The sequence below is a fragment of the Nitrosomonas sp. genome (assembly GCF_020852615.1).
In the GTDB taxonomy this organism is placed as follows: domain Bacteria; phylum Pseudomonadota; class Gammaproteobacteria; order Burkholderiales; family Nitrosomonadaceae; genus Nitrosomonas.
The window spans coordinates 73,792-96,443 of the sequence record NZ_JADZAJ010000032.1 but is presented as its reverse complement, the minus strand read 5'-3'; the positions used below and the strand labels follow the sequence as shown (position 1 = coordinate 96,443).

The 22,652-nt window shown below is 49.9% G+C and carries 21 protein-coding genes; 11 read left to right on the top strand and 10 right to left on the bottom strand.

Annotated elements, in window-relative coordinates; all coding sequences use genetic code 11:
• The first annotated feature begins 43 nt into the window (after window positions 1-43).
• The 5 genes from IT527_RS07860 (at window position 44) to IT527_RS07840 (ending at window position 4,261) form a co-directional block, all read left to right on the top strand.
• Window positions 44-967, top strand: a complete 924-nt coding sequence (locus IT527_RS07860; protein ID WP_292967979.1) for an NAD(P)-dependent oxidoreductase — start codon at window positions 44-46, stop codon at window positions 965-967.
• Window positions 968-1,079: 112 nt separating this feature from the next.
• The gene (locus IT527_RS07855) at window positions 1,080-1,337 is read left to right on the top strand and encodes an acyl carrier protein (RefSeq protein ID WP_292967978.1); all 258 of its coding nucleotides are present in this window, start codon (window positions 1,080-1,082) and stop codon (window positions 1,335-1,337) included.
• Window positions 1,334-2,518 carry an aminotransferase class I/II-fold pyridoxal phosphate-dependent enzyme gene (locus tag IT527_RS07850; RefSeq protein WP_292967977.1) on the top strand — a complete coding sequence of 395 codons (1,185 nt, stop codon included), beginning with the start codon at window positions 1,334-1,336 and terminating at the stop codon, window positions 2,516-2,518. The genes IT527_RS07855 and IT527_RS07850 overlap by 4 nt, the downstream gene beginning before the upstream one ends.
• Before the next feature lie 12 nt (window positions 2,519-2,530).
• Window positions 2,531-3,289, top strand: a complete 759-nt coding sequence (pgeF, locus tag IT527_RS07845) for a peptidoglycan editing factor PgeF (protein ID WP_292967976.1) — start codon at window positions 2,531-2,533, stop codon at window positions 3,287-3,289.
• A 183-nt stretch (window positions 3,290-3,472) separates the two neighbouring features.
• Window positions 3,473-4,261 (top strand): ZIP family metal transporter, encoded by a 789-nt coding sequence (locus tag IT527_RS07840; RefSeq protein WP_292967975.1) that lies wholly within the window; start codon window positions 3,473-3,475, stop codon window positions 4,259-4,261.
• Here the strand turns inward: IT527_RS07840 and IT527_RS07835 are convergent.
• The 10 genes from IT527_RS07835 to IT527_RS07790 all read right to left on the bottom strand — a co-directional run bounded on the left by IT527_RS07835 (window position 4,258) and on the right by IT527_RS07790 (window position 14,338).
• Window positions 4,258-6,861, bottom strand: coding sequence for a glycosyltransferase family 39 protein (locus tag IT527_RS07835; RefSeq protein ID WP_292967974.1), 2,604 nt, complete (start codon window positions 6,859-6,861; stop codon window positions 4,258-4,260). The two genes, IT527_RS07840 and IT527_RS07835, sit on opposite strands and share 4 nt — an antisense overlap.
• Window positions 6,862-6,970: 109 nt before the next feature.
• A complete protein-coding gene (gene mltG, locus IT527_RS07830) occupies window positions 6,971-7,987 on the bottom strand; it encodes an endolytic transglycosylase MltG (RefSeq protein WP_292967973.1) in 1,017 nt (338 codons plus the stop codon).
• Between the two features lie 136 nt (window positions 7,988-8,123).
• Window positions 8,124-9,365, bottom strand: a complete 1,242-nt coding sequence (gene fabF / locus IT527_RS07825; RefSeq protein ID WP_292967972.1) for a beta-ketoacyl-ACP synthase II — start codon at window positions 9,363-9,365, stop codon at window positions 8,124-8,126.
• Window positions 9,366-9,398: 33 nt separating this feature from the next.
• The gene (gene acpP / locus IT527_RS07820; RefSeq protein WP_292968040.1) at window positions 9,399-9,638 is read right to left on the bottom strand and encodes an acyl carrier protein; all 240 of its coding nucleotides are present in this window, start codon (window positions 9,636-9,638) and stop codon (window positions 9,399-9,401) included.
• Window positions 9,639-9,791: 153 nt separating this feature from the next.
• Complete coding sequence (fabG, locus tag IT527_RS07815; protein WP_292967971.1) at window positions 9,792-10,535, bottom strand: 3-oxoacyl-ACP reductase FabG; 744 nt, start codon at window positions 10,533-10,535, stop codon at window positions 9,792-9,794.
• A gap of 55 nt (window positions 10,536-10,590) precedes the next feature.
• A complete protein-coding gene (gene fabD, locus IT527_RS07810) occupies window positions 10,591-11,529 on the bottom strand; it encodes an ACP S-malonyltransferase (protein ID WP_292967970.1) in 939 nt (312 codons plus the stop codon).
• Between the two features lie 3 nt (window positions 11,530-11,532).
• Window positions 11,533-12,495: a beta-ketoacyl-ACP synthase III gene (locus IT527_RS07805; protein ID WP_292967969.1), complete on the bottom strand. Its 963-nt coding sequence runs from the start codon at window positions 12,493-12,495 to the stop codon at window positions 11,533-11,535.
• A 10-nt stretch (window positions 12,496-12,505) separates the two neighbouring features.
• Complete coding sequence (gene plsX / locus IT527_RS07800; protein WP_292967968.1) at window positions 12,506-13,552, bottom strand: phosphate acyltransferase PlsX; 1,047 nt, start codon at window positions 13,550-13,552, stop codon at window positions 12,506-12,508.
• 50 nt (window positions 13,553-13,602) lie between these two features.
• A complete protein-coding gene (gene rpmF, locus IT527_RS07795; RefSeq protein WP_292967967.1) occupies window positions 13,603-13,785 on the bottom strand; it encodes a 50S ribosomal protein L32 in 183 nt (60 codons plus the stop codon).
• Between the two features lie 43 nt (window positions 13,786-13,828).
• A complete protein-coding gene (locus IT527_RS07790; RefSeq protein WP_292967966.1) occupies window positions 13,829-14,338 on the bottom strand; it encodes a YceD family protein in 510 nt (169 codons plus the stop codon).
• Between the two features lie 68 nt (window positions 14,339-14,406).
• Between IT527_RS07790 and IT527_RS07785 the strand changes: the two genes are divergently transcribed.
• From IT527_RS07785 to IT527_RS07760, 6 genes are all read left to right on the top strand, one after another.
• Entirely contained in the window at window positions 14,407-15,003 is a 597-nt protein-coding gene (locus IT527_RS07785) for a Maf family nucleotide pyrophosphatase (RefSeq protein WP_292967965.1), read from the top strand.
• A gap of 123 nt (window positions 15,004-15,126) precedes the next feature.
• Entirely contained in the window at window positions 15,127-15,498 is a 372-nt protein-coding gene (locus tag IT527_RS07780; RefSeq protein ID WP_292967964.1) for a hypothetical protein, read from the top strand.
• Window positions 15,499-15,709: 211 nt separating this feature from the next.
• Window positions 15,710-17,023 carry a TolC family protein gene (locus tag IT527_RS07775; RefSeq protein ID WP_292967963.1) on the top strand — a complete coding sequence of 438 codons (1,314 nt, stop codon included), beginning with the start codon at window positions 15,710-15,712 and terminating at the stop codon, window positions 17,021-17,023.
• Window positions 17,020-18,519: an efflux RND transporter periplasmic adaptor subunit gene (locus IT527_RS07770; RefSeq protein ID WP_292967962.1), complete on the top strand. Its 1,500-nt coding sequence runs from the start codon at window positions 17,020-17,022 to the stop codon at window positions 18,517-18,519. Before IT527_RS07775 ends, IT527_RS07770 begins: the two co-directional genes overlap by 4 nt.
• Window positions 18,520-18,650: 131 nt before the next feature.
• Complete coding sequence (locus IT527_RS07765) at window positions 18,651-21,821, top strand: CusA/CzcA family heavy metal efflux RND transporter (RefSeq protein ID WP_292967961.1); 3,171 nt, start codon at window positions 18,651-18,653, stop codon at window positions 21,819-21,821.
• 421 nt (window positions 21,822-22,242) lie between these two features.
• Window positions 22,243-22,641, top strand: a complete 399-nt coding sequence (locus IT527_RS07760; RefSeq protein WP_292967960.1) for a hypothetical protein — start codon at window positions 22,243-22,245, stop codon at window positions 22,639-22,641.
• The last annotated feature ends 11 nt before the right edge of the window (window positions 22,642-22,652 follow it).

The window sequence follows — 22,652 nt, the reverse complement described above, 5'->3', positions numbered from 1 at the left end:
TGAGAAGGGGCTGTAAAATTCCTTCTCACTTCCGGTAGTATCTATGGTTAGAGCTGTTGCATTAACGGGTGCCACAGGTTTTATCGGCCATGTTCTAATCTCAAAGTTGACAGCATCCGGGTGGAGGGTGCGTGCACTGGCCAGGAGAGCAGCACCAGGGCAGGATTTTCCCCTTGTGGAGTGGGTTTACGGCGACTTGAGTCGTGATGGTGTATTGCGTGACCTTGTTTCTGGTACTGAAGCAGTTATACATTGCGCTGGAGCAATTAGAGGAAAATCTTGGGATGATTTCTTCCAGGCTAATGTGATTGGAACAAAAAATATTTTGCGGGCCGCTTCTGACTCGTCTTCATGTTCAAGGTTTTTATTTATTTCTTCACTGGCCGCTCGTGAGTTCCAACTTTCCTGGTATGCACGAAGTAAATATGAGGCGGAACAGTTAATCCCTGAATTTTCCGGGAAATTAGCTTCAACTGTATTCAGGCCGGCAGCAGTTTATGGCCCTGGTGACAAAGCGATGCAGCCATTTTTTCGGGCCATGGGTTATGGTATTCTTCCGGTTCCAGGTAACGCCGGTAACCGTTTTGGTCTGATCCATGTGGACGATGTGGTTGCGGCTATTTACGGCTGGCTTGAAGCCGGCCGACCGGTGAGCGGGGTTTATGAAATCGATGATGGAACGCCAGGCGGGTATGATTACACATCTATTGCTGCAATAGCTGAACAAGTGCTGAATAAACCGGTACGCTGTTTTCAAATACCTCTGAGTGGCATTCGTGTGCTGTCCTGCTTTAATTTATGGCTGGCACGTTTTTTGAACTATGCACCTATATTAACGCCAGGTAAAGTCTCGGAATTTCGACATCCGGACTGGACGTGTGATATTTCTTCTTTAAAAAAGGAACTGGCTGGCTGGTCTCCGGCAATCAAGCTGCAAACAGCACTGCCCTTGCTTGTTAGAGACTAGCAGGTATTTGTTCTTGAAGTGCTGCTAATGTTCGTCGACAATAACCGCCTATTTTGCGAACATTACCTCTGTTCTAATATTATTTTTCTCCCCCGATGATGGGACTGATTTCATGTCTGAAGTAACTCAGGAACAAATTACAGAGCTGCTTTGCCAGCGTCTGGCATATTTTACAGAGACCAGGATGGAAGTATTTCCTGAAACAAACCTCATTACACACCTTGCAATTGATTCGGTCAAACTGTTGAATCTGGTAATGGAAATTGAAGATCAGTTTGATATATCCGTTCCTTTGAATACGCTCGTAGACGTTTTAACAGTACAGGATCTTGCCGATTTAATCTACAAAATCAAATTGTCATCACAATGAGTCTGCTGGAAAAACTTGACGCTGCAGCAGCAGCAAGGAAGGCACAATTACCCGAAGGTGTCGGTGCTTTTGGCATTCCTATAGAAGAATCCTACTCAGCGACTGAAGCCAGAATCGGTGAGCGCCGGGTATTAATGCTGGGTACAAACAACTACCTTGGACTCAGTTTCGCACCAGAGTGCCGAGAAGCGGCTCACCGGGCTATTGATCAGGAAGGTACCGGAACAACAGGCTCACGAATGGCCAATGGTAATTATTATGGCCACCGTGCGCTGGAGCATGAATTTGCCGAGTTTTATAACTGTCGTGAATGTGTTGTTTTTACGACAGGCTATCAAGCAAATTTAGGTACGATCTCTGGACTGGTGGGGCCGGGTGATGTTGTGCTGATTGATGGAGATTCCCATGCCAGTATCTACGATGGTTGTGTCCTGAGTGGGGCTGATATCCTCCGCTTTCGGCATAATGACCCGGCGGATCTTGAGAAACGACTGCGTCGATTGGGTGAACGCAGCCGAAATACACTGGTCATTGTTGAAGGTATTTACAGTATGCTGGGCGATCAGGCTCCTCTGGCTGAGATCGTGGCAATAAAAAAAGCCTACCAAAGTATTTTACTGCTTGATGAAGCTCATTCACTTGGTGTTCTGGGAGAAACGGGCCAGGGGCTAGTGGAGAAAACTGGTGTGAATGATGATGTGGATTTCATTACTGGAACTTTCAGTAAAAGCCTGTGTGGTATTGGCGGTTTCTGTGTCAGCAATCATTCTCAGCTTGATCAGCTCCGATACGTCAGTCACCCCTACATATTTACTGCATCTCCCTCACCCGCCACGATCGCTTCCACACGTGCCGCATTGAAACTGCTGCGAGAGGGGCGTTTGTTGCGTGAACAGTTATGGCAGAATGCCCGTCACCTTTATTCCAGCCTTGAAAAAACCGGATATCGTCTCGGCCCGCATCCTGGCCCGATTGTGGCAGTTTTGCTTGATAGCGCCAGGCAGGCGCTCGCATTATGGAATGGATTGATGGAGCACGATATTTACGTGAACCTGGTGTTGCCGCCCGCTGCTCCGGAAGGAAAATCGCTGGTACGCTGCAGTATTAACGCAGCGCATACGACAGAACAAATTGACAAGGTTTGTGACGTCTTTTCCAAACTGTACTCCACTGTAGCGTAGAGCGCTCACCTGATGATTGACCGGATTGTACCGGACTGGCCAGCTCCTGCGAATATCAGTGCCATGTTCACCACCCGGAATATTCAGCCTGCTGCCGGGAATAGAAACAGTCATGCCGGCCTGAATCTGGCCAGCCATGTTGATGATGATCCACTGATCGTTCAGCAGAATCGCAATCAGCTTCGTCAATACCTGCCGGATTCTCCCCGCTGGCTGACGCAGGTTCACGGTTCCAGGGCAGTATGGGTTGACCCGGATACTCAAACATTTGAAGCCGATGCCGCGATGAGTCGCTGCCCAGGTGTAGTGTGTGCTGTTTTAGTGGCAGATTGTTTACCGGTATTGTTGTGCGACACGGCAGGCAGTGTAGTGGGGATTGTTCATGCCGGTTGGCGCGGGCTGGCTGGTGGTGTTATCGAAAATACTCTCGGAGAGTTACGCAAGTATAGTCGCAGTGAGCAGATAATTGCATGGCTGGGCCCGGCAATTGGTCCACAGCACTTTGAAGTAGGCAATGAAGTGCGAGAGGTGTTTGTCGGACATGATCGATACGCAGCCCGTGCTTTTCTGCCGGGAAAGGAACACGGGAAATGGTATGCCAACCTTTTTGAACTTGCGCGTCAACGACTGTCGCATGTTGGGGTTAGTCAGGTTTACGGTGGTGATATATGTACGTTCAGCAATCCTGAAAAATTTTATTCCTATCGTCGTGATGGAAAAACAGGCAGGATGGCCGGTTTGTTGTGGATGAATCCGTCTTCTGACGTGTAATGGCTCCCCTCTTAATCCTGCTGCCGGACAGAGACAATAAAGTCACATTTTCTGTTGCAGCCTCAGTGTTGATTCATCGGAAATCTTTATTCTTACTGTCTTCCGTCGTTACTTGTCTGCATTTCAACCCGTAAGTGATTGTGCGAGCTGTTTCTGCCTGTTCCTGATTACCTTGGATAACCCATGCCAGTATTAGCCTGGATCATTTTTGCCAGTATAGCCAGTGGTTTGTTGAGTATCGGGGTGGCAGCCTTATTTGCGCTCAATGTCCGTAGCAGCAAATGGATTTCCATACTGGTTTCCTATGCCATTGGCGCATTGCTTGGTGCAGCATTTCTGAATGCACTACCTGAAGCACTTGAACTGGCAGAATCCCCCAAGCAGCTGACGTTAATTCTGCTGCTGGGTATTCTTGTATTTTTTATACTGGAGAAACTGTTGTTATGGCGCCATTGCCACCTGTCTGAATGTGAGGTACACGAATCTGCCGTTCCATTAACATCGTCAGACGATCATGGCCGCAGCGGCATGATGATTATTCTGGGTGACACTTTCCATAATTTTGTGGATGGTGTCCTGATCGCCGCAGCTTTCATGGCGGATACCCAGCTTGGTGTCATTACAGCCATTGCAATTACTGCTCACGAAATTCCGCAGGAAGCCGGAGATTTCATCATTTTACTTAACTCGGGTTTTACCCGGGCTCGTGCGTTGTGGCTTAATTTGCTATCGGGTACGGCAACCCTGTTTGGGGGACTGCTGGGCTATTTTATGCTGAACCGGCTGGATCACATGATCGCACCCATACTTGCCATTTCTGCTGCAAGTATGATTTATGTGGCAATGTCAGACCTGATTCCGGGCCTGCATAAACGCCCGGAAATCGGGGCAACTGTCCAGCAGGTTACGCTCATTACGCTGGGAATCAGTACGATATGGCTGATTGGGCTGTTCTTTGGCCATAACCACTAATCTGATTTTTGCGTATGCTGCTGTGGTGCCGCGGAATTTCCGCGATACCCTTCTGCTGTCCGGTAGTAGAGTGTTCGCAGTAAAACACCATCATGCCGATAGATGGAGCGGGTCTGTATCTTTCCGGGGTTGACCAGTCTGGCCTCAAAATTTCCGGTTGCATCACTGGATTCCAGTGCCTGAGGCTTCATTCCTATCAGCAGTATCGGCCGATCAGTCGCCGGTTCAACAGGATTCCAGAAACTGTACATGGAAGCATGCTGACCAAACAGATTGCGTGACCGGATATCCAGGACCGGTGTTTTGTTATAGAACGCAAGTGCACTGGCGGTTGACCATTTACTCATTCCAATCACGATTGGTTCTTTTTCTGTCGTTTGCCTGATTTTCCCGGCAATCTGTTCGACTTCTGCCGTAGTTTCTTTCCAGAAATAATGCTCGCTCAGAAACTGATAAGGTAGTCCCGGTATTCCCAGTGTGACGTAATGCAAAATAAAGGCATAAGTGAGCAGGGATAGGATAATCATTGGCTGCCAGGCTGCGCTGAGTCGCGTCGAGATACATTTGAATGCATTATGCTGGCCGATCATCCAGGCCATGGTAGGAATGAGTGCCAGCCAGAGCGGAGCAGTCCAGTGAAAACGCAGAGAATCAAAGGTGCTGATAATCAGGAAAACCAGTAACGGGACACCGGTGAATATCCCGATAAAAAGATATTTTCGAGGGGTTTTCCGGTAATACAAAGGAATGGATCGCAATGCGAATGCAGCTGCAATCAGACCGACCGGTGTCAGTACAGTTGCTATCTGGAGTATCAGCTTGGGGGTGGAGAATGTATGTGTACTGCCAACTCTGCCAGTCTGAAACAGGAATGATGCCCAGTTATTTTCCATATTCCAGATAATTACCGGGCTGAACAGGGCCAATGCAATCAATACAGCAAGATAGGGGTGGGGACGAAGTAACCAGCGACGTGCAACCGGATCCAGGATTGTGTAAAGCAGCGCAGCAATACCAAGTAAGCCAAGCGTATATTTGGATAAAATCCCTAACCCGAAAGCAATGCCGATGCCAATCCACGCCCGGCCCTGACTGGCAAGCAAAGCACGTTCCATGTAGTAAAGTGTGGCTGCCCAGGTGGCAATCAGCGGTGCATCCGGTGTCATTACCAATCCTGACGCAAAACCGACTGGCATAATGGCAAACAGCAATACCGAACGCATGGCGGTAGACTTGTCGTAGAGGTTGCGTGCCAGGGCAAATAAATAAGCCATTGCGACCAATCCACACACGAAGGCACCGATTCTGACTCCGAATTCATCTTGCCCCGCCAGTGCTATTCCCAGCCAGATCAGCCAGGCAACCATGGGTGGATGGTCAAAAAAACTTAAACTCATATGCTGTGCATATTGCCAGTAATAAGCTTCGTCAGGGATCAGCTGCGCCACATCCATGTAAACCAGGCGTAACAGGATGACGAAACATACGACGCCTACAGAGGCAATACGCCATCGTGTATCAGTGGAAACAGGAGGTTCTGTCCGGGGGAATACATAGAAGGCAGATCCAAGATAGTTCACTATGGCTGTTGTCAGGATGGCGGGGAAAATTGCCCATTCGGCAGGCATGTCCCAGGTATAAACCAGCCAGGCCAGGACAGCTCCCCGTAGAAGCATTGCAAATATGCCCACTGTCAGAAAACGGGCGAATTGATTCCAGTGCAAATGGCCTGCGTGATGCAGCCGGAATGACCATTTTGAATTTAGCGCATAGTTGAAACTGGCTGCCGTGATGAAGCTGGAGATATGTGCTGAAGCCAGGCTGGCTCCATGTTCAGTCATCCACCGGAAAATCAGTACATCAATGAAAATACCCAGAAACCCGACTATGGCAAAGCGGCTGGCTGTGTGGAAAGAGATGGTACCGCCCGCCAGGGTGATAAGCTGCAGCAGATAGGCCAGGTGATGGGTAAGAGACAGTTTTGAATTACCATATTGCCGGTCGCGGAAGCTGATGGGGATTTCCTTGACACGCAAGCGACCTTGCCCTGTCATCAACAGTTCCAGCAGGATCTTGTATCCTCTTGCATTCCGGGTAATGTTGCTGATCAGCTCCCGCCGGAAAGCAAAGAAACCGGAAGTGGCGTCATTGACATCACAGATACTGCGCGCAAGCCAGCCTCCAACCCGGGACAGCCAGAGGCGATAAAAGGGCCAGCCAACTGTATTGCCACCGGCAATGTACCGGCTGCCAATAGCAATGTCATGTGTGCCATCCAATACAGGCTGGACAAGTGCGCTCAGCCGGTCTGATGGGTGGCTCAGATCGGCATCCATGACAGCAATAACTTCATATTTGGCAGCAGCCGTCCCTTCGATAATGGAAGCTGTTAAATCTGGCTGCCCATGCCTCTCAATCAGGCGTACGTTATGCGTGCGCTGCCATTGCCTGACTTTATCAGGCGTGCCGTCAGCAGAACCATCATCGATGATAATGACCTCAAACTGATTTCCCAAATCGGTAAGCGAAAAGATACCTGATAGTAATGGATCAATATTTTCTGCTTCATTCAGAGTGGGGATAATGAGTGAAAATGGCATGTTAGGCTCAAATTTTTTCCAGAAACCCTGGTAATTAAGATTGGGGAATGCTTTCCTGAAGTGGATGGTGTGTAGTAGCCGGGGATCTGTAATGAATGGGCCGGAAGTGCTATGGACGGTTTTTCTGGTATTTCACGACGGCACGATTATGTTCTTCAAGTGTTGATGAAAAATGTGAGGTTCCATCACCCCTGGCCACAAAATAAAGTTCATCAGTTATCGCAGGATTAAAGGCAGCCCGGATGGAGGCCAGCCCGGGTATGGCAATAGGAGTGGGAGGCAGGCCGGAACGGGTATAAGTATTGTATTCATGGTCAGTTTGAAGATCGGTTTTGCGCAGATTGCCATCAAATTTTTCACCCATGCCGTAAATTACAGTTGGATCAGTCTGGAGTCTCATGTTATGACGCAGTCGGTTGATGAATACGCCGGCAATCTGGGATCGCTCGCCATCAGTACCGGTTTCTTTTTCGATGATCGAAGCCAGAATCAGGCCCTCATACCGGTTCTTTAACGGGAGAGATGGCTGTCGGGCGAGCCAGGCTGTTTCAAGGTGCTGCTGCATTGCCTGGTAGGCTCGTTGCAGAATAACCAGATCACTGCTGTTTCTGGTAAAAAAATAAGTATCCGGGAAAAACAGGCCTTCAGCACTGGATTCTTCTGCCCCAATGGCACGCAATATTTCCGGATTACCGAGTTTGCCAGATTCATGACGGAGAGCAGGGTGTACATCCAGCACTTTTCTGAACTGCGAGAACGACCATCCTTCGAGAAAGGTAATTGCATATTGCCTGACTTTCCCCCGGGCAAGATATTCCAACAGGTCCAGAGGGGATAGTTTTTCAGTAAGCTGATAATCGCCGGCTTTGAGTGAAGCGTTGTACCCGGTGACCGTGGCAAGCAGTATGAAAGACCATTCGTTAGGGAGAATACCTGCTTCAGTTAATTGCCGGGCGATATTACGCAATCCGTTTCCGGATTCAATTGAAAATTCGCAGGGTATTGCCGGGAGGCTTAGCGGGGTTGTAGCCAGCCGGTAAAACCATGCTGAAAACAACGTGCAGCCAATCAGAGTGGTGATAAGGATAAAACGGATAAATTGCCTGAGACGTGTTGATTTAGACATATCAGCACATAAACCGGGTGATCAGTTGGTCAGACAGCAGGTCATGCTTCTTCCTGTCTATGTAAAGTATGGCCTGCTGTTTCTGCCTGGGGTCTATTCTTACAGACGGTGTATTCCGGGAATCCCTGAATGATTCTCAGATTTTTCGAAAGACCAGTGTGCCGTTAGTTCCGCCGAATCCGAATGAGTTTGACAGGGCTGCATCAATTCTCATTTCTCTGGCACTATTTGGCACATAGTCCAGATCACATGCGGGATCAGGATCATCAAGATTAATGGTAGGAGGGGCTATTTGATGGTGAATCGCCAAAGCCGAGAAAATTGCCTCCACACCACCTGCTGCACCTAACAGATGTCCGGTCATTGACTTGGTGGAGTTGACAGCGATATTTTTTGCATACTCACCAAAACACCGTTTGACTGCAACTGTTTCCGCAATATCCCCCAGAGGAGTTGATGTTCCGTGTGCATTGATATACTGGAGTTCATCAATGTTCATCTGCGCATCAGATAAAGCGTTCGTCATACAGCGGGATGCACCCTCTCCATCTTCGCACGGTGCAGTCATATGATATGCATCCGCGCTCATACCAAATCCGGCCAGTTCCGCGTAAATGTTGGCACCGCGTTTTTTCGCATGCTCCATCTCTTCCAGAACAAGGATACCCGCACCTTCTCCCAGAACAAATCCATCTCGTTTGAGATCCCAGGGCCGGCTGGCTAATGCCGGATTATCATTATTTGATGACAGGGCACGTGCCGATGCAAATCCCCCTATAGCCAGCGGTGTAACACATGATTCTGTACCACCGCAGATCATGATATCGGCATCACCGTGTTCGATCATTCTGGCAGAGTTGCCTATGCAGTGTGTTGCAGTCGTACAGGCAGTAACGATGGCAAGATTTGGCCCTTTGTATCCAAACATGATGGACAGATTGCCGGCCACCATGTTGATGATAGTGCTGGGGATGAAGAATGGAGAAATTTTCCGCGGGCCTCCTGCATGATAGGCGGCATCGGTATTTTCGATCATGGGCAGGCCACCGATTCCAGAACCAATGTTTACACCGATACGTTCTGCGTTGAACCCGGTGACATCACTGATTCCGGCATCTTTAATGGCCTGAATGGCGGCTGCCATTCCATACTGGATAAATATATCCATACGACGCGCTTCCTTGGCAGAGAGATATTCTGTTATCTCAAAATCCCTGACTTCTCCCGCAATTCTTGAGGAAAAATCTGATGCGTCGAAGCGCGTGATCTGTGTGATACCGGATTTCCCGGCAACGATGTTTTCCCATGCTTCGGAAACGGTGTTACCGACTGGTGAAACTATGCCTAATCCGGTAATGACGACTTTACGTTTGGACAAGACAACCCCAATGAATCATTGAAAAAATAGGTTTTATTGAGCTGCGTTAGCTGCTACAAAATCAATTGCTTCCTGAACCGTATTGATTTTCTCAGCCTGCTCATCAGGAATTTCGCATTCGAACTCTTCTTCAAGTGCCATGACGAGTTCAACGGTATCCAGTGAATCTGCTCCCAGATCGTTGACAAACGAAGATTCATTTTTAACGTCAGCTTCATTGACACCCAACTGTTCAGCTACGATTTTCTTGATACGTTCTTCTATTTCAGTGATTTCCATTGATACACCATCCTTTTCAGGTAAAAAACTTCCGCAAGTTTAACAAATTTCAAACTACTGGCAAAACCTGCACTGTTCTGCAGGTAAAACATGCTTTACTGCTATAAAAACATTAAATTCTTTTCAGGTCCGAAATGATTAACCCGGTTATTCCATAAACATGCCACCGTTAACATGCAGCGTGGTACCGGTAATATAATCTGCTGCCGAGGAAGCCAAAAAAACGACGGCAGCAGCGATATCTTCAGGTTGACCAAGTCTGCCAAGCGGAATGTGCTGAATTAACGATTGCTGCTGATCGGATGAAAGGGAACGCGTCATATCGGTATCAATAAAACCCGGAGCCACGCAGTTTACGGTAATGTTCCTGCTGCCAATTTCTTTTGCAAGTGATTTGCTGAATCCAATTATGCCCGCTTTGGCAGCCGCATAGTTGGTTTGCCCGGGATTCCCGGTCGCTCCCACGACGGATGAGATATTGATAATTCGGCCGCTGCGAGCTTTCATCATGGCACGCAATACAGCACGGCTGAGGCAAAACACGGATTTCAGATTGGTTTGAATGACGCTGTCCCATTCATCATCTTTCATGCGTGCCAGCAGGTTATCTCGTGTAATACCAGCGTTATTAACCAGTATCGCAACATCACCCAGTGATTTTTGTATGGTTTCAATACCGCTGTTTATGTGCTCGATATTGTTGACATCCATGACCAGGCCCATGCCTGATATCTGGGCTTTGCCGAGGTATTGGCCAATGTGTGCAGCGCCAGTTTCAGAAGTGGCAGTTCCGATAACAGTTGCACCGTATTTGCCGAGTTCCAGTGCAATAGCTTTACCGATTCCACGACTTGCGCCGGTTACCAGTGCGATTTTATGTGCTAGTGGCATCTGAGGATTAATGAGTAATTGGAACAAACATTCCCGAATATATAGTGCCGATGTGCTATTTCAGCGTTTCTGCCGTTTTGAGCAGGGTACCGGTATCCGTCAGTGCAATATTTTCCAGGCTCTTGTCAATACGGCGGTTTAGTCCGGACAGCACTTTACCCGGGCCACATTCCACAACATGTTGTATACCCTGTGCGGCAATCGTTTTAATTGTTTCTGTCCAGCGAACAGGGCGATAAAGCTGATGTGCAAGTATTTCGCGAATGGAGGCTGCTTCGGGATGTTGCTGAACATCGGCATTGTGGAAAACCGGAATCTCAGGAGGGCGTAATGTGGTTTCTTCCAGCAGAAATGCTAACTTTTCAGCAGCCGGTTGCATAAGAGAGCAATGTGATGGAATGCTCACTGGCAGCGTGACAGCCAGCTTTGCTCCTTTTGACTTCGCAAGTGTTACGGCTTGTGTAACCGCCTGGGAATGGCCGGCGATTACCACCTGGCCCGGCGCATTGAAATTTGCCGGTTCAAGTGATATTCCCGGCATTGTACTGATTACCTCAGTACAGACTGAAGCGACGGTATCATCATCCAGACCCACAATGGCCGCCATGCCGCCGACGCCTTCCGGGACGGTTTCCTGCATGACTCTTGCGCGAAAACGGACCAGCTTCAAAGCATCCGGGAAAGTAAGTGATCCTGCTGCAACCAGTGCAGCATATTCTCCGAGACTGTGACCGGCCAGATAATGTGGTTTGATTCCTCCAGCCTGCTGCCATGCCCGGTAAATAGCCACATCCGCAGTCAGCATAACAGGCTGAGTATTGGTGGTGAGATTCAGACTGTCCTCAGGCCCGTTACTGACCATCGACCATAAATCCTGCTGCAGAATGTCGGTGGCCTCACTGAAAGTGTCACGAACGGATGGAAGCTCTGAATAACTGCCCATCATGCCAACTGATTGTGACCCCTGCCCGGGAAAAACAAAAGCGATCTTCATATTTTACCAGCGCACCAGAACGGATCCCCAGGTGAACCCGCCACCCACCCCTTCCAGTATGATATGTTGGCCCGGCTGGATACGTCCGTCACGCACAGCCTGATCCAGTGCCAGCGGAACAGATGCGGCCGAGGTGTTGCCATGCTGTGAAACAGTCGCTACTACTTTTTCTTCGGGAATGCCGAGCCTTTTTGCTGTTGAGGTAATAATACGAATGTTGGCCTGGTGTGGAATCAGCCAGTCAATATCAGAAGGTTGCAGCTGATTTGCCTGTAATGCTTCCAATGCCGCTTCTTCCAGTACTTTAACCGCAAATTTGAAGACGGTGCTTCCTTCCATGGTAATGAAGGGTGTACCTTGTATTTTTCCGGAATGAATGGATGCAGGAGCAGAAAGAACCTGGTTATAGCTCCCATCCGCATGCAGATGGGATGAGAGAATACCCGGCTTCTGGTCTTGCGTAAGAACGACGGCTCCCGCACCGTCACCAAACAGAACACAGGTACTGCGATCATTCCAGTCTATAATGCGCGAATAAACTTCTGCACCCACCACCAGCGCGTTTCTGGATTTTCCGGAGCTGACAAACATATCTGCTGTAGCTAATGCATAGATAAACCCGCTGCAGACAGCCTGAACATCAAACGCTGGTCCACTGGACAGGCCGAGCTTGTGCTGCAGAATACAGGCCGTGCTTGGGAAGATCATGTCCGGTGTTGTTGTTGCGACAATGACCAGATCAATATCCTTTGTCTGAATTCCTGCAGCCTCAATGGCCTTGCGGCTTGCCTCCAGTGCAAGGTCACTTGCCATCTGGTTTTCTGCGGCAATATGCCGCTGCTCAATACCGGTACGTGTTCGTATCCACTCATCGCTGGTGTCAACCATCGATTCGAGGTCCCTGTTAGTCAGAACCTTTTCTGGCAGATAACTGCCGGTGCCAATGATTCGTGAATACATGGTCATGTTCAGCTGCTCACTCTACTGATACCGGTTGCCCGATGTTATGTCCGGCGTTATACCGTAATGCTTCAATATGTTCGACAATGTTACGCAAGGTGCCGCCACGCACTTCTTCTGCTGCTCGTCTGATAGCACACCGAAAAGCATAGCTGTCCGCGGAGCCGTGACTCTTGATGACAATACCACGTAAACCCAGCAGGCTTGCACCGTTGTACTGGCGGTGATCAACTCGCCGCCTGAAGGCATTGATAACCGGTAAAGCCACTAATCCTGCAAATCTGCTGAATAAAGAACGTCTGAACTCTTCTCGCAGGTAACTGGCCAGCATTTGGGCCAGCCCCTCGGAAGTCTTGAGTGCAACATTGCCAACAAAGCCGTCGCATACTACTACGTTGGTTGTCCCGCGGTAAATGTCATCACCCTCAATGTTGCCATAAAAGTTCATCCCGCTGGAACGAAACAGTTCAGCTGCCTGCTTGACAACATCATTGCCCTTGATTTCTTCCTCGCCAATGTTCAGCAGGCCGATGCTGGGATTGGGTTTATTCTCGACAGACGAAACCAGCGATGCCCCCATCATGCCAAACTGGAGCAGATGTTCTGCTGTGCAGTTTACATTGGCTCCCAGATCAAGCACGTAGGTATGGCCGGACATGGTTGGAAGCACAACTGCCAATGCAGGCCGATCTATCCCGGGAATGGTCTTAAGTACAAACCGGGAGGTAGCCAGAAGCGCTCCGGTATTACCTGCGCTAACACACGCTTGTGCTTCACCATTTTTGATGAGATCAAGCGCTACACGCATGGAGGAATCTTTTTTATTGCGCAGGGCAAGAGCCGGATGCTCATCCATACTGACCACTTCACTTGCCGGGTGTAATCTGAGCTGTTCACCAGGCGAAACCTTGAGTGTATCCAGCTCCCTGGAAATCACATCAGGATTACCGACCAGAATGATGTTGGTTTTACGGTCAAGACGCAAATATTCAACTGCTGACGGAATCGTGACATGCGGGCCATGGTCACCCCCCATACAATCGATTGCTACTGTTATTTTCACTTGTTAAAAAGGAGTTGGCAGCAGGATTAAGGCAGCAGAAACCAATACCATCAATCGTCGTTTTTGGTTTTAATAACTTTTTTACCGCGATAATAGCCATTCGGGCTAATGTGGTGCCGTAAATGAGTTTCTCCAGTAGCAGGCTCAATCGCCAGTGGGGGGGTGGTTAGCGCATCGTGAGAACGATGCATCCCGCGCTTGGAAGGGGATTTTTTATTTTGCTGAACAGCCATGTTTAACTCCAGAGTAAAAGCGACTTGTAAAAACAGTTCAAATTCAGTGCGGCCGTTTCAGTGATGCCAGTACGGTAAAAGGGTGTTCTTTTACAGAGACAGAGGTTTCACACTTTTTGGCCCGGGCCGATATATGGCACTCAATGTTCTCGTGGCGCGGGGAAACCGGCAGGCTCAGAATCACCTCATCTTCTATCAAAGCCAGAATATCCAGTTCGGTTGAAGCATAAATTGCATCCGCAAAAATATCTTCGTCGTAGCGTTGCAGCTCATCCTCATTTCTGGCCAGAAGTAATACCGCTTTTACATCGAGTGTGTGCTCAATTTTCCCCAGGCAACGCTGACAACTTAAATCGATAGCGCCGTTTACAGATATTTCCAGCATTGGCCTTTCCTGTTCATCCAACAGGCCAGTGACCAGGTAAGTCAGCTTTCCCGTTGAGCTCGCCAGATAATCTTTTAGACGTTCAAGGTTAGACAGCGGGACATTTCCCTGAAGTGTTTTGCTGCTGTAGACAAAATCCAGCGTATCTATAACAAGTTGGTCAGACATAAGGCGCGCATGTTATATTTTTTATAACAAAGTGTCAAAATCACGGATCGGCACATTACTATAATATTTTGAAAAATCGTACGAATTACCCACCTCTTGTGCTGGGCTCCAGCTCGGTTTACCGATGTGAATTGCTGCAGCGTCTGCAAATTCCTTTTGAAACAGCAAGCCCTGCCATTGATGAATCGGCCTTATCCGGAGAAATGCCTGAGATGACGGCATTACGTCTGGCCAGGGAAAAGGCATATGCAGTTGCAAAGCTGTTTCCCGATGCGCTCATTATTGCAGCAGATCAGGTTGCAGCCCTAGGGGAAATGCAGTTGGGCAAGCCGTTGAATCATGAAAATGCAGTTCGCCAGCTTCGCCTCATGCGTGGGAAAGAAGTTGTTTTTTATTCAGCACTGTGTCTGTTTAACAGCCGAACAGATCATTTGCAGGCGCGAGTGGTTCCCTGTACGGTGAAATACCGCGAATTGAGCGACAGCCAGATCGAGCGCTACCTGATAAAGGAACAGCCTTATCACTGTGCCGGCAGCGCAAAAGCGGAAGGATTGGGGATCATGTTGATCGAACGGATCACAGGAGATGATCCTAATGCCCTTATCGGACTGCCCCTGATCGCATTGGTGGAAATGCTGATGCAGGAAGGGGTGGAGCTGTTTTAGTTCGGGATTTTTTCCAATCCTTGTGCCGGATTCTTTCGGTATTTCAGCCGGGTGTAAAATGGCAGAAATCTGCATTTTCGTGTTACATTGGCAGCATCTTATACAGATATCTGCTGTTTCCAAATGAATAAACCCTCTGCTGTCAGGCTGGTCGTTCTGGCGTTTCTTGTCAGCATGCTGACAAATACGTTCGGATGGTCGTTCAACGGCAAGGTATTTACACATGAGCTGGCGCATCATTACTACAGAGAGCTGTTTCTGATGTATCCGGATGTGCATCTTGAACTGCATCACGCGCTTGATGGAGATGTGGATCTGGACACTGCCACGCACTCGTGTCTGCACGCTGCCGGCCAGCTTCAGGCGTTTTATCTGCCTTCGTTATTGCAGATAAATGCTGCCGATATCAGTGAAAGGGTGCTGGAAGCCGTTGACAGCACATTCCCGGAAACAATACCTGATCGTCTTTATCACCCCCCTCGGTTCTTCTCCTGATTTATTTCCGGCTGGTTATTGCAGTAAAGCCGGGTAAAAACACCGGGTACCAGACAGTTTTCAGTATCTCGAAACGGATATCTGTCCGGCAGCCTGACCTGTTCGCTGTCCACATTCGATACGTTTGTGCAGCATAACTTCGTTATCAATCATCATGATCGAATATCAGGTAATAAAAAGAAGGCAGGGATTATTTCGCCCGGGGCGGGTAATGTTTTTTCTGGCATCTTTGCTGACAGGAGCGCTCCCCGCCCTGGGCGATGGTGCGGTGCCGGTCATGAATGTCCAGGCCGGTGCTGTTGGCGGGAAGGGTGAGCTTACCTTGCGGCAGGCGTTGCAGCTGGTCCTGCAGAACAATCCCGAGCTGGCAGCCTTTTCTAAAGAGGTCACTGCTTATGAAGGGACTAAATTACAGGCAGGGTTGTTTAACAATCCTGAATTCAGCATCGAAGCAGAGGATATCAATTCCTCCAGAAGTGACATCCAGAAATTTACGACTTTTCGTATCAGCCAGCTGATTGAGCTCGGTGGCAAGCGGCCGGCCCGGGTGAATGTGGCAACACTGGGGCAGGAGATGGCAGACCAGGCGTATGCGGCCAAACGGCTGGAAATCATTGCCCGCACGGCCAGTGCTTTTGTTGATGTGCTGGAAAACCAGGCGCAGGTCAGTGTACTGAGCGATACCTTGCATCTGGTTCAGGCTGCCATGGAGACAGTGGTGAAACGGGTTGAGGCGGGAAAATCGCCGCCCATGGAAGCGATACGTTCGAAAGTTGCGCTATCTACGGCAAATATCGAGCTGGAGCAGGCACGGCACAATCTGTCAGCCGCCAGAACCAGGCTCGCCCTGCTTTGGGGAGAAGCGGAACCCCGGTTTAGTCAGGTGCTGGGCGAACTGGAGTCATTCGTTGAGATACCGGAGTTTAATCAACTGGTAAATCGCCTCGAAGAAAATCCGATCGTACTGCAAAGCCTTAAAAATATTGCACAGCGTGAGGCAATGGTTGCGCTGGAAAAAGCGAAAAAAATTCCGAATATCACTGTTGATGCAGGTATTCGGCGCTATCTCGGGGTAGATGCCACAACCGCTGTGGTGGGAGTAACCATCCCCCTCCCGGTTTTTAACCGCAACCAGGGAAATGAACTGGAAGCACACCACCGCCTGAATAAGGCAATAGACGAGCGTGCATCAGTTGAATTGCAGCTCAGAACTGAATTTACACGCAACTACGAAAACCTGCTGGCTGCCCGGAATGAAATCCGGCTATTGCATGATGAGGTATTGCCAGGTGCGAAAAATGCTTTTGAGATTACCAATCGGGGTTACCAGCTGGGTAAATTCAGTTTTCTGGAAATGCTGGATGCCCAGCGTGCCTTTTTTCAGAATCGCATTCTTTATGTGCGGGCGCTGGCCAGTTATCAGCGTCTGGTCAACACCATCGAGCAGCTGATTGCAGCACCGCTTGCTGATTCAGCCGCAGATTCCACGAGACTCAATATTCAAGGGAAGGAGCGCAATCAATGAACGTTACCGGACGATTACCCATCGTGGCGGTTATTCTGGCCGGCGTCCTGCTGGGAACCTGGATACTGATACAGGATAAATCTGTAACACCGGATACTGCTGGGCAGCCTGTTTCAGAAAACAAAGCTGCGCCTGGATCTGGATCTGCAATCGGGCCGCATGGAGGAAATTTATTCTCGGAAGATGGTCTTGGTCTGGAACTTATCATTCATGAAAGTGGTGCATTTCCACAGTTCAGGATATATCCGTACCAGCAGAAAAAATCCTTGCCACCGGCAGAAGTGAAAGTAACGGTGGCATTGTCGCGCCTTGGCCAGCCGGCGCAGCTGTTCCATTTTCGGCCGGAAAATGATTTTCTGGTCAGTGATCAGGAAGTCAAAGAGCCCCATTCTTTTGAGCTGGTTATCGCTGCTGAATATCAGGGGAAAAGCTATCGCTGGAATTACAGCCAGGTCGAAGGGCGAGTGGAAATGTCCGATGCAACAATGCAAAACAACGGCATCAGGCTGGCTGCAGCCGGCCCGGCTGTCATCCACTCAGAGATTACCCTGCCGGGTGAAATCATCTTCAATGAACACAAGATCGTGCATGTTGTGCCGCGTCTGCCCGGTATGGTGGTATCCATCGAGCGTCATCACGGCCAGCGTGTAAAAAAAGGAGAGGTGCTTGCTGTCATGGAAAGCGCCATACTGGCTGATTTGCGCAGTCAGTATCTGCTTGCCCGCAGGCGGCAGGCGCTGGCACAAACGATCTATGATCGGGAAGAACAGCTGTGGCGAGAAAAGATTACTGCCCGGCAGGATTATCTCTCCGCCCGGCAGCAGTGGGACGAAGCCAGTATTACGACCCAGCTGGCAGCCGAACGTCTGCTGGCGCTGGGGGTATCACTGGAATCCGGATCGTCAGTAAAAAATATCACCCGTTATGAAATCCGTTCTCCCATTTCCGGAATTGTTATTGACGAGACAATTGTTACCGGAGAAGCGGTCAAGGAAGATAAAACCGCATTCATCATTGCTGATATTTCCACGATCTGGGCAGCTGTCAGGGTATTTCCCCGTAATCTGCACCAGATTCATGCGGGGCAGCCCGCAATTATCCGGGCAGATGCTTATGATCTGATACGAAAAGGAAAAGTGATTTATGTGACGACGCTGCTTGATGAGCAGACTCGCACGGCGGTTGCCCGGGTGGAGCTGGAAAATAAGGATGAGCAATGGCGGCCGGGTATGTTCGTCAAAGCGGATTTGCAGACCGAAGCGGTTGAAGTCCCGGTTGCGGTGTCGCTGGACGCCATACAGACAATAGGCGATCAGTCGGTCGTATTTGGCCGTTACGGTGATGTTTTCGAAATGCGTCCACTCAAACTGGGACGTAGCGATAAACAAATGGCCGAAGTCGTTGATGGCCTGTCTGCCGGAGAATACTACGCTGCGGGTAACAGTTTTATTCTCAAATCCGAACTGGGCAAGGCAGAGGCAGCGCATGAACACTAAGGACATTTCCGGGAACTGGTTTTTCGGGTGCATCGCAGTGCTGCACGATGCTCGCTTCTTGTGTTATCCGGTAACTGATTCCGCCGTGCCGGTTTTTTTTCATCCGGCCGACAGCAGTCGGGAGGTATCCCATGTTTGAACGTTTGCTGCAGGCGGTAATCCGGCACCGCGGGCTGGTGCTGCTGCTGGTGATGGTGATGGCCGTACTGGGCTGGTACAGCTACCAGCAGTTGCCAATTGATGCCGTGCCGGATATTACCAACGTGCAGGTACAGATCAATACGGCTGCGCCGGGTTATTCGCCAATGGAAGTTGAGCAGCGTATTACCTTCCCGGTTGAAACGATTATGGCCGGGTTGCCCGGGCTGGAGTATACGCGCTCATTGTCCCGCTATGGACTGTCTCAGGTGACAGTGATATTCCGGGAGGGGACCGATATTTATTTTGCCCGTCAGCTGGTGAGCCAGCGTATTCAGGAGGCAAAAGGGCAGTTGCCCGTCGGGATTGAACCCATGATGGGGCCAATTTCCACCGGCCTGGGTGAGATATTCATGTGGACGGTCGAAAGTATTCCGGAGGCGCGCAAACCGGATGGAACAGCGTACACCCCTATAGATTTGCGTGAGATCCAGGACTGGATCATCCGTCCCCAGTTGCGCATGGTGGAGGGGGTGACCGAAATCAATACTATCGGGGGGTTCGTCAAGCAATACCATGTGACTCCCTATCCGGAAAAACTGGTTGCCTACGGGCTAACCCTGCAGGAAATCGTTGCAGCACTTGAGCGCAACAATATTAACCTGGGAGCCGGTTACATCGAAAAGCAGGGAGAGCAATACCTGGTACGTTTGCCGGGCCAGGTTACCAGTCTCGATCAGATCGGTGAAATCACACTGGGCAGCAGACAGGGGACGCCGCTGCGTATCAAGGATGTGGCTGATATCCTGATTGGCAAGGAATTGCGTACCGGCGCGGCCACCCGCAATGGTGAGGAAGTGGTGCTGGGAACTGCCCATATGCTGGTCGGTGAGAACAGCCGTATCGTGGCACATGCCGTGGCTGAGAAACTGGCAGAAGTCAGCCGTTCACTGCCGGCAGGTGTGGCGATTGTCCCTGTTTACGACCGAACCACGCTGATTGATGGCACGATTCACACCGTCTCCAGTAATCTGGTCGAAGGTGCTTCCCTTGTTATCGTTGTGCTGTTCCTGTTTCTCGGTAATTTTCGTGCTGCGGTGATTGCCGCGCTCGTTATTCCGCTGTCAATGCTTTTTACATTCAGCGGCATGGTTATTAACCATGTCAGTGCCAATCTGATGAGTCTGGGTGCGCTGGATTTTGGCATCATCGTTGATGGCGTCATTGTTATCATCGAAAACAGTATTCGCTGTTTTGCACTGGAACAGGCCAGGTTGGGGCGGATGCCGACCCGGGAAGAACGGCTGAAGCTGGTGTTTACTGCAACGCAACAGGTGCGGCGAGCCCTGATTTACGGGCAGATGATCATCATGATTGTTTATCTGCCGATTTTTGCCCTGTCTGGTGTGGAAGGCAAAATGTTTCACCCTATGGCGTTTACCGTGGTGGCGGCATTGCTGGGCGCATTGATTTTGTCGGTTACGTTTGTGCCGGCGGCCGTTGCGCTGTTTCTGACCGGTAATGTGGCGGAGCACGAAAGCCGGATTGTCGTGTGGTGCAAGCATGTCTACCGGCCGATGCTTGCTGCGGTCATGCGTAATCAGGGACTGACTGTCACGGTGGCAGCGGTCGTCATGACGTTATCGGTATTGCAGGCCACCCGTCTGGGCAGTGAGTTTGTGCCCAGCCTGAATGAGGGCGATATTGCACTGCATGCAATTCGTATCCCCGGTACCAGCCTTTCCACGGCGATTGCCATGCAGAGTGAGTTGGAGAAGGTTATCCAGTCATTTCCCGAGGTGGAGCGAGTGTTCAGCAAAATTGGAACGGCGGAGGTGGCGACCGACCCGATGCCTCCCAGTGTGGCTGATATTTTTATCATTCTCAAACCGCAGACAGAGTGGACCGGCAAATACCAAACCAAGGATGAGCTGATTACGGCAATGGAAAAAGCGGTGTTGCAGGTGCCGGGCAATAATTATGAATTCACCCAGCCGGTCGAGATGCGTTTCAACGAGCTGATTGCCGGTGTACGTGCAGATATGGCCATCAAGGTATTTGGTGATGATCTGGATAAACTGCTCGCACTGGGGAAGCGTATTGAGAAGCTGGTGGCAACTGTGCCGGGGGCGGCGGATGTGAAGGTGGAGCAGGTGACCGGCCTGCCGGTGCTGTCCATCCAGATTGATCGTGCCAGCATTGCACGTTATGGCCTGAATGTGGCGGATGTGCAGGATGCAGTGGCGATTGCCGTGGGAGGTAAGCCTGTCGGGCTGATTTTCGAGGGAGACCGCCGCTTTGAATTACAGGTACGCCTGCCGGAATCGCTGCGTGCCGATATTGAGGCATTGCGTTATTTGCCGATCGGCCTGCCGATTCCACCGGGATCGCAGGGGGGAATGCTTGCCGGCCAGATGCCGCTGATTGCGTCTACCGCTTACGTGACACTGGGTGAGGTGGCCAATTTCAGCCTTATGCAGGGGCCCAATCAGATCAGCCGTGAGAACGGCAAACGCCGGGTGGTGGTATCAGCCAATGTGCGCGGGCGTGATCTCGGTTCTTTTGTCAGGGAGGTGCAGGTGCAGGTCAATGAAAAGATCGGGATACCACCGGGCTACTGGCTGGCCTGGGGCGGCCAGTTTGAACAAATGATGTCGGCAGCACAGCGACTGGAGATCGTGATCCCGGTTGCACTGGCACTGATTTTTATGGTGCTCTATACCATGTTCGGCAATTTTCGGGATGGGTTGCTGGTATTTACCGGTGTTCCGTTTGCACTGACAGGAGGAGTGCTGGCCTTGTCGCTGCGTGACATTCCGTTATCCATTTCTGCCGGGGTTGGATTTATTGCACTGTCAGGAATTGCAGTGATGAACGGCCTGGTCATGCTGACATTTATCCGGGAGCTGCGTCAGGATGGGCATGTGCTGGCGGATGCCGTACAGATTGGGGCATTGACCCGGTTGCGCCCGGTGCTGATGACTGCGCTTACCGATGCAGTCGGGTTTATCCCCATGGCACTGGCGACCGGCCTGGGTGCAGAAGTGCAGCGCCCACTGGCTACAGTAGTGATTGGCGGCATTCTTTCTTCGACCATTTTGACTTTGCTGGTGCTGCCCGTGTTGTATTACACGTTTTACAAACATCAGGAAAGAGGATCATAAAAGGGGTAATCATGCCATGACTGAATTGTCGGTTAAGATACAGCACTTCATGAAATTTCCCGGCGATTCGCCGGGATTTTTTCATTTTTGCAGTAATACCAGGTTTTCTGTATCGGGAAAATAACCGCAATATGATCAGAGATCGTTACAATGCAGGCCGTGGTTTTCTCGGGAGTTGTCTGGATTATGAGAAAATAACTGTCGGATTATTTTACATTTTTATGGATATTTGGCCTGTCATGGCCGATATATGGTTTTAACTGATTGTTTCTTAATGGAATAGAACTGGTTTTTTAGTATGGTATGAAATCTGCTTGTATGAAATATAAAGAAGGCAGGTGGGCAATAACCTGCTTCCTGTTGTTATACTGACGGCAGGGTCTCCGGAATTTTATATGTTTTTACATGAAAGGTGATTAACGTGTCGGAAGAAAAAATACAGGGACAAACAGGTCAGATTATTACCGGTGAACAAGTGGCTGCTGCTCCCCAGCCGGCTCGCAGACGATTGCTTAAAAGTACCGTTGCTATCCCCGTCATCATGACACTGCATAGCGGTGCAGCGCTGGCACGATCGAGTAATCTGGTGGGTGCAGTCGATGCAGGTAATGCGCACCAGGTCGATGGTAAATATGTATGTGTTAACGGTGCGACTCCTGTAGAAAATGGCAGCTCAACTTATGATTTGGGCGAACCTCCGGTTGCTACGCTGAGTCTGGAAGATTCTTCGGAGAATTGCCTAAATAATGGCGGCATTCTTATTTCCTCGGCTGCATATACCTCTTTATCGGGCAAGGGGGTATTTCTTCCCGGGCTGTAATTAGCTGTCAC

Excerpts from the sequence above, each read along its gene's own strand:
- mltG (WP_292967973.1), bottom strand. The coding sequence starts at position 7,987 with ATGTCTAAATCAACACGTCTCAGGCAATTTATCCGTTTTATCCTTATC.
- IT527_RS07765 (WP_292967961.1), top strand. The coding sequence starts at position 18,651 with ATGTTTGAACGTTTGCTGCAGGCGGTAATCCGGCACCGCGGGCTGGTG.
- IT527_RS07850 (WP_292967977.1), top strand. The coding sequence starts at position 1,334 with ATGAGTCTGCTGGAAAAACTTGACGCTGCAGCAGCAGCAAGGAAGGCA.
- IT527_RS07860 (WP_292967979.1), top strand. The coding sequence starts at position 44 with ATGGTTAGAGCTGTTGCATTAACGGGTGCCACAGGTTTTATCGGCCAT.
- rpmF (WP_292967967.1), bottom strand. The coding sequence starts at position 13,785 with ATGGCTGTTCAGCAAAATAAAAAATCCCCTTCCAAGCGCGGGATGCAT.
- IT527_RS07775 (WP_292967963.1), top strand. The coding sequence starts at position 15,710 with ATGTTTTTTCTGGCATCTTTGCTGACAGGAGCGCTCCCCGCCCTGGGC.
- fabG (WP_292967971.1), bottom strand. The coding sequence starts at position 10,535 with ATGCCACTAGCACATAAAATCGCACTGGTAACCGGCGCAAGTCGTGGA.
- IT527_RS07835 (WP_292967974.1), bottom strand. The coding sequence starts at position 6,861 with ATGCCATTTTCACTCATTATCCCCACTCTGAATGAAGCAGAAAATATT.
- IT527_RS07790 (WP_292967966.1), bottom strand. The coding sequence starts at position 14,338 with ATGTCTGACCAACTTGTTATAGATACGCTGGATTTTGTCTACAGCAGC.
- IT527_RS07840 (WP_292967975.1), top strand. The coding sequence starts at position 3,473 with ATGCCAGTATTAGCCTGGATCATTTTTGCCAGTATAGCCAGTGGTTTG.
- fabD (WP_292967970.1), bottom strand. The coding sequence starts at position 11,529 with ATGAAGATCGCTTTTGTTTTTCCCGGGCAGGGGTCACAATCAGTTGGC.
- IT527_RS07780 (WP_292967964.1), top strand. The coding sequence starts at position 15,127 with ATGAATAAACCCTCTGCTGTCAGGCTGGTCGTTCTGGCGTTTCTTGTC.
- pgeF (WP_292967976.1), top strand. The coding sequence starts at position 2,531 with ATGATTGACCGGATTGTACCGGACTGGCCAGCTCCTGCGAATATCAGT.
- IT527_RS07770 (WP_292967962.1), top strand. The coding sequence starts at position 17,020 with ATGAACGTTACCGGACGATTACCCATCGTGGCGGTTATTCTGGCCGGC.
- IT527_RS07805 (WP_292967969.1), bottom strand. The coding sequence starts at position 12,495 with ATGACCATGTATTCACGAATCATTGGCACCGGCAGTTATCTGCCAGAA.
- IT527_RS07855 (WP_292967978.1), top strand. The coding sequence starts at position 1,080 with ATGTCTGAAGTAACTCAGGAACAAATTACAGAGCTGCTTTGCCAGCGT.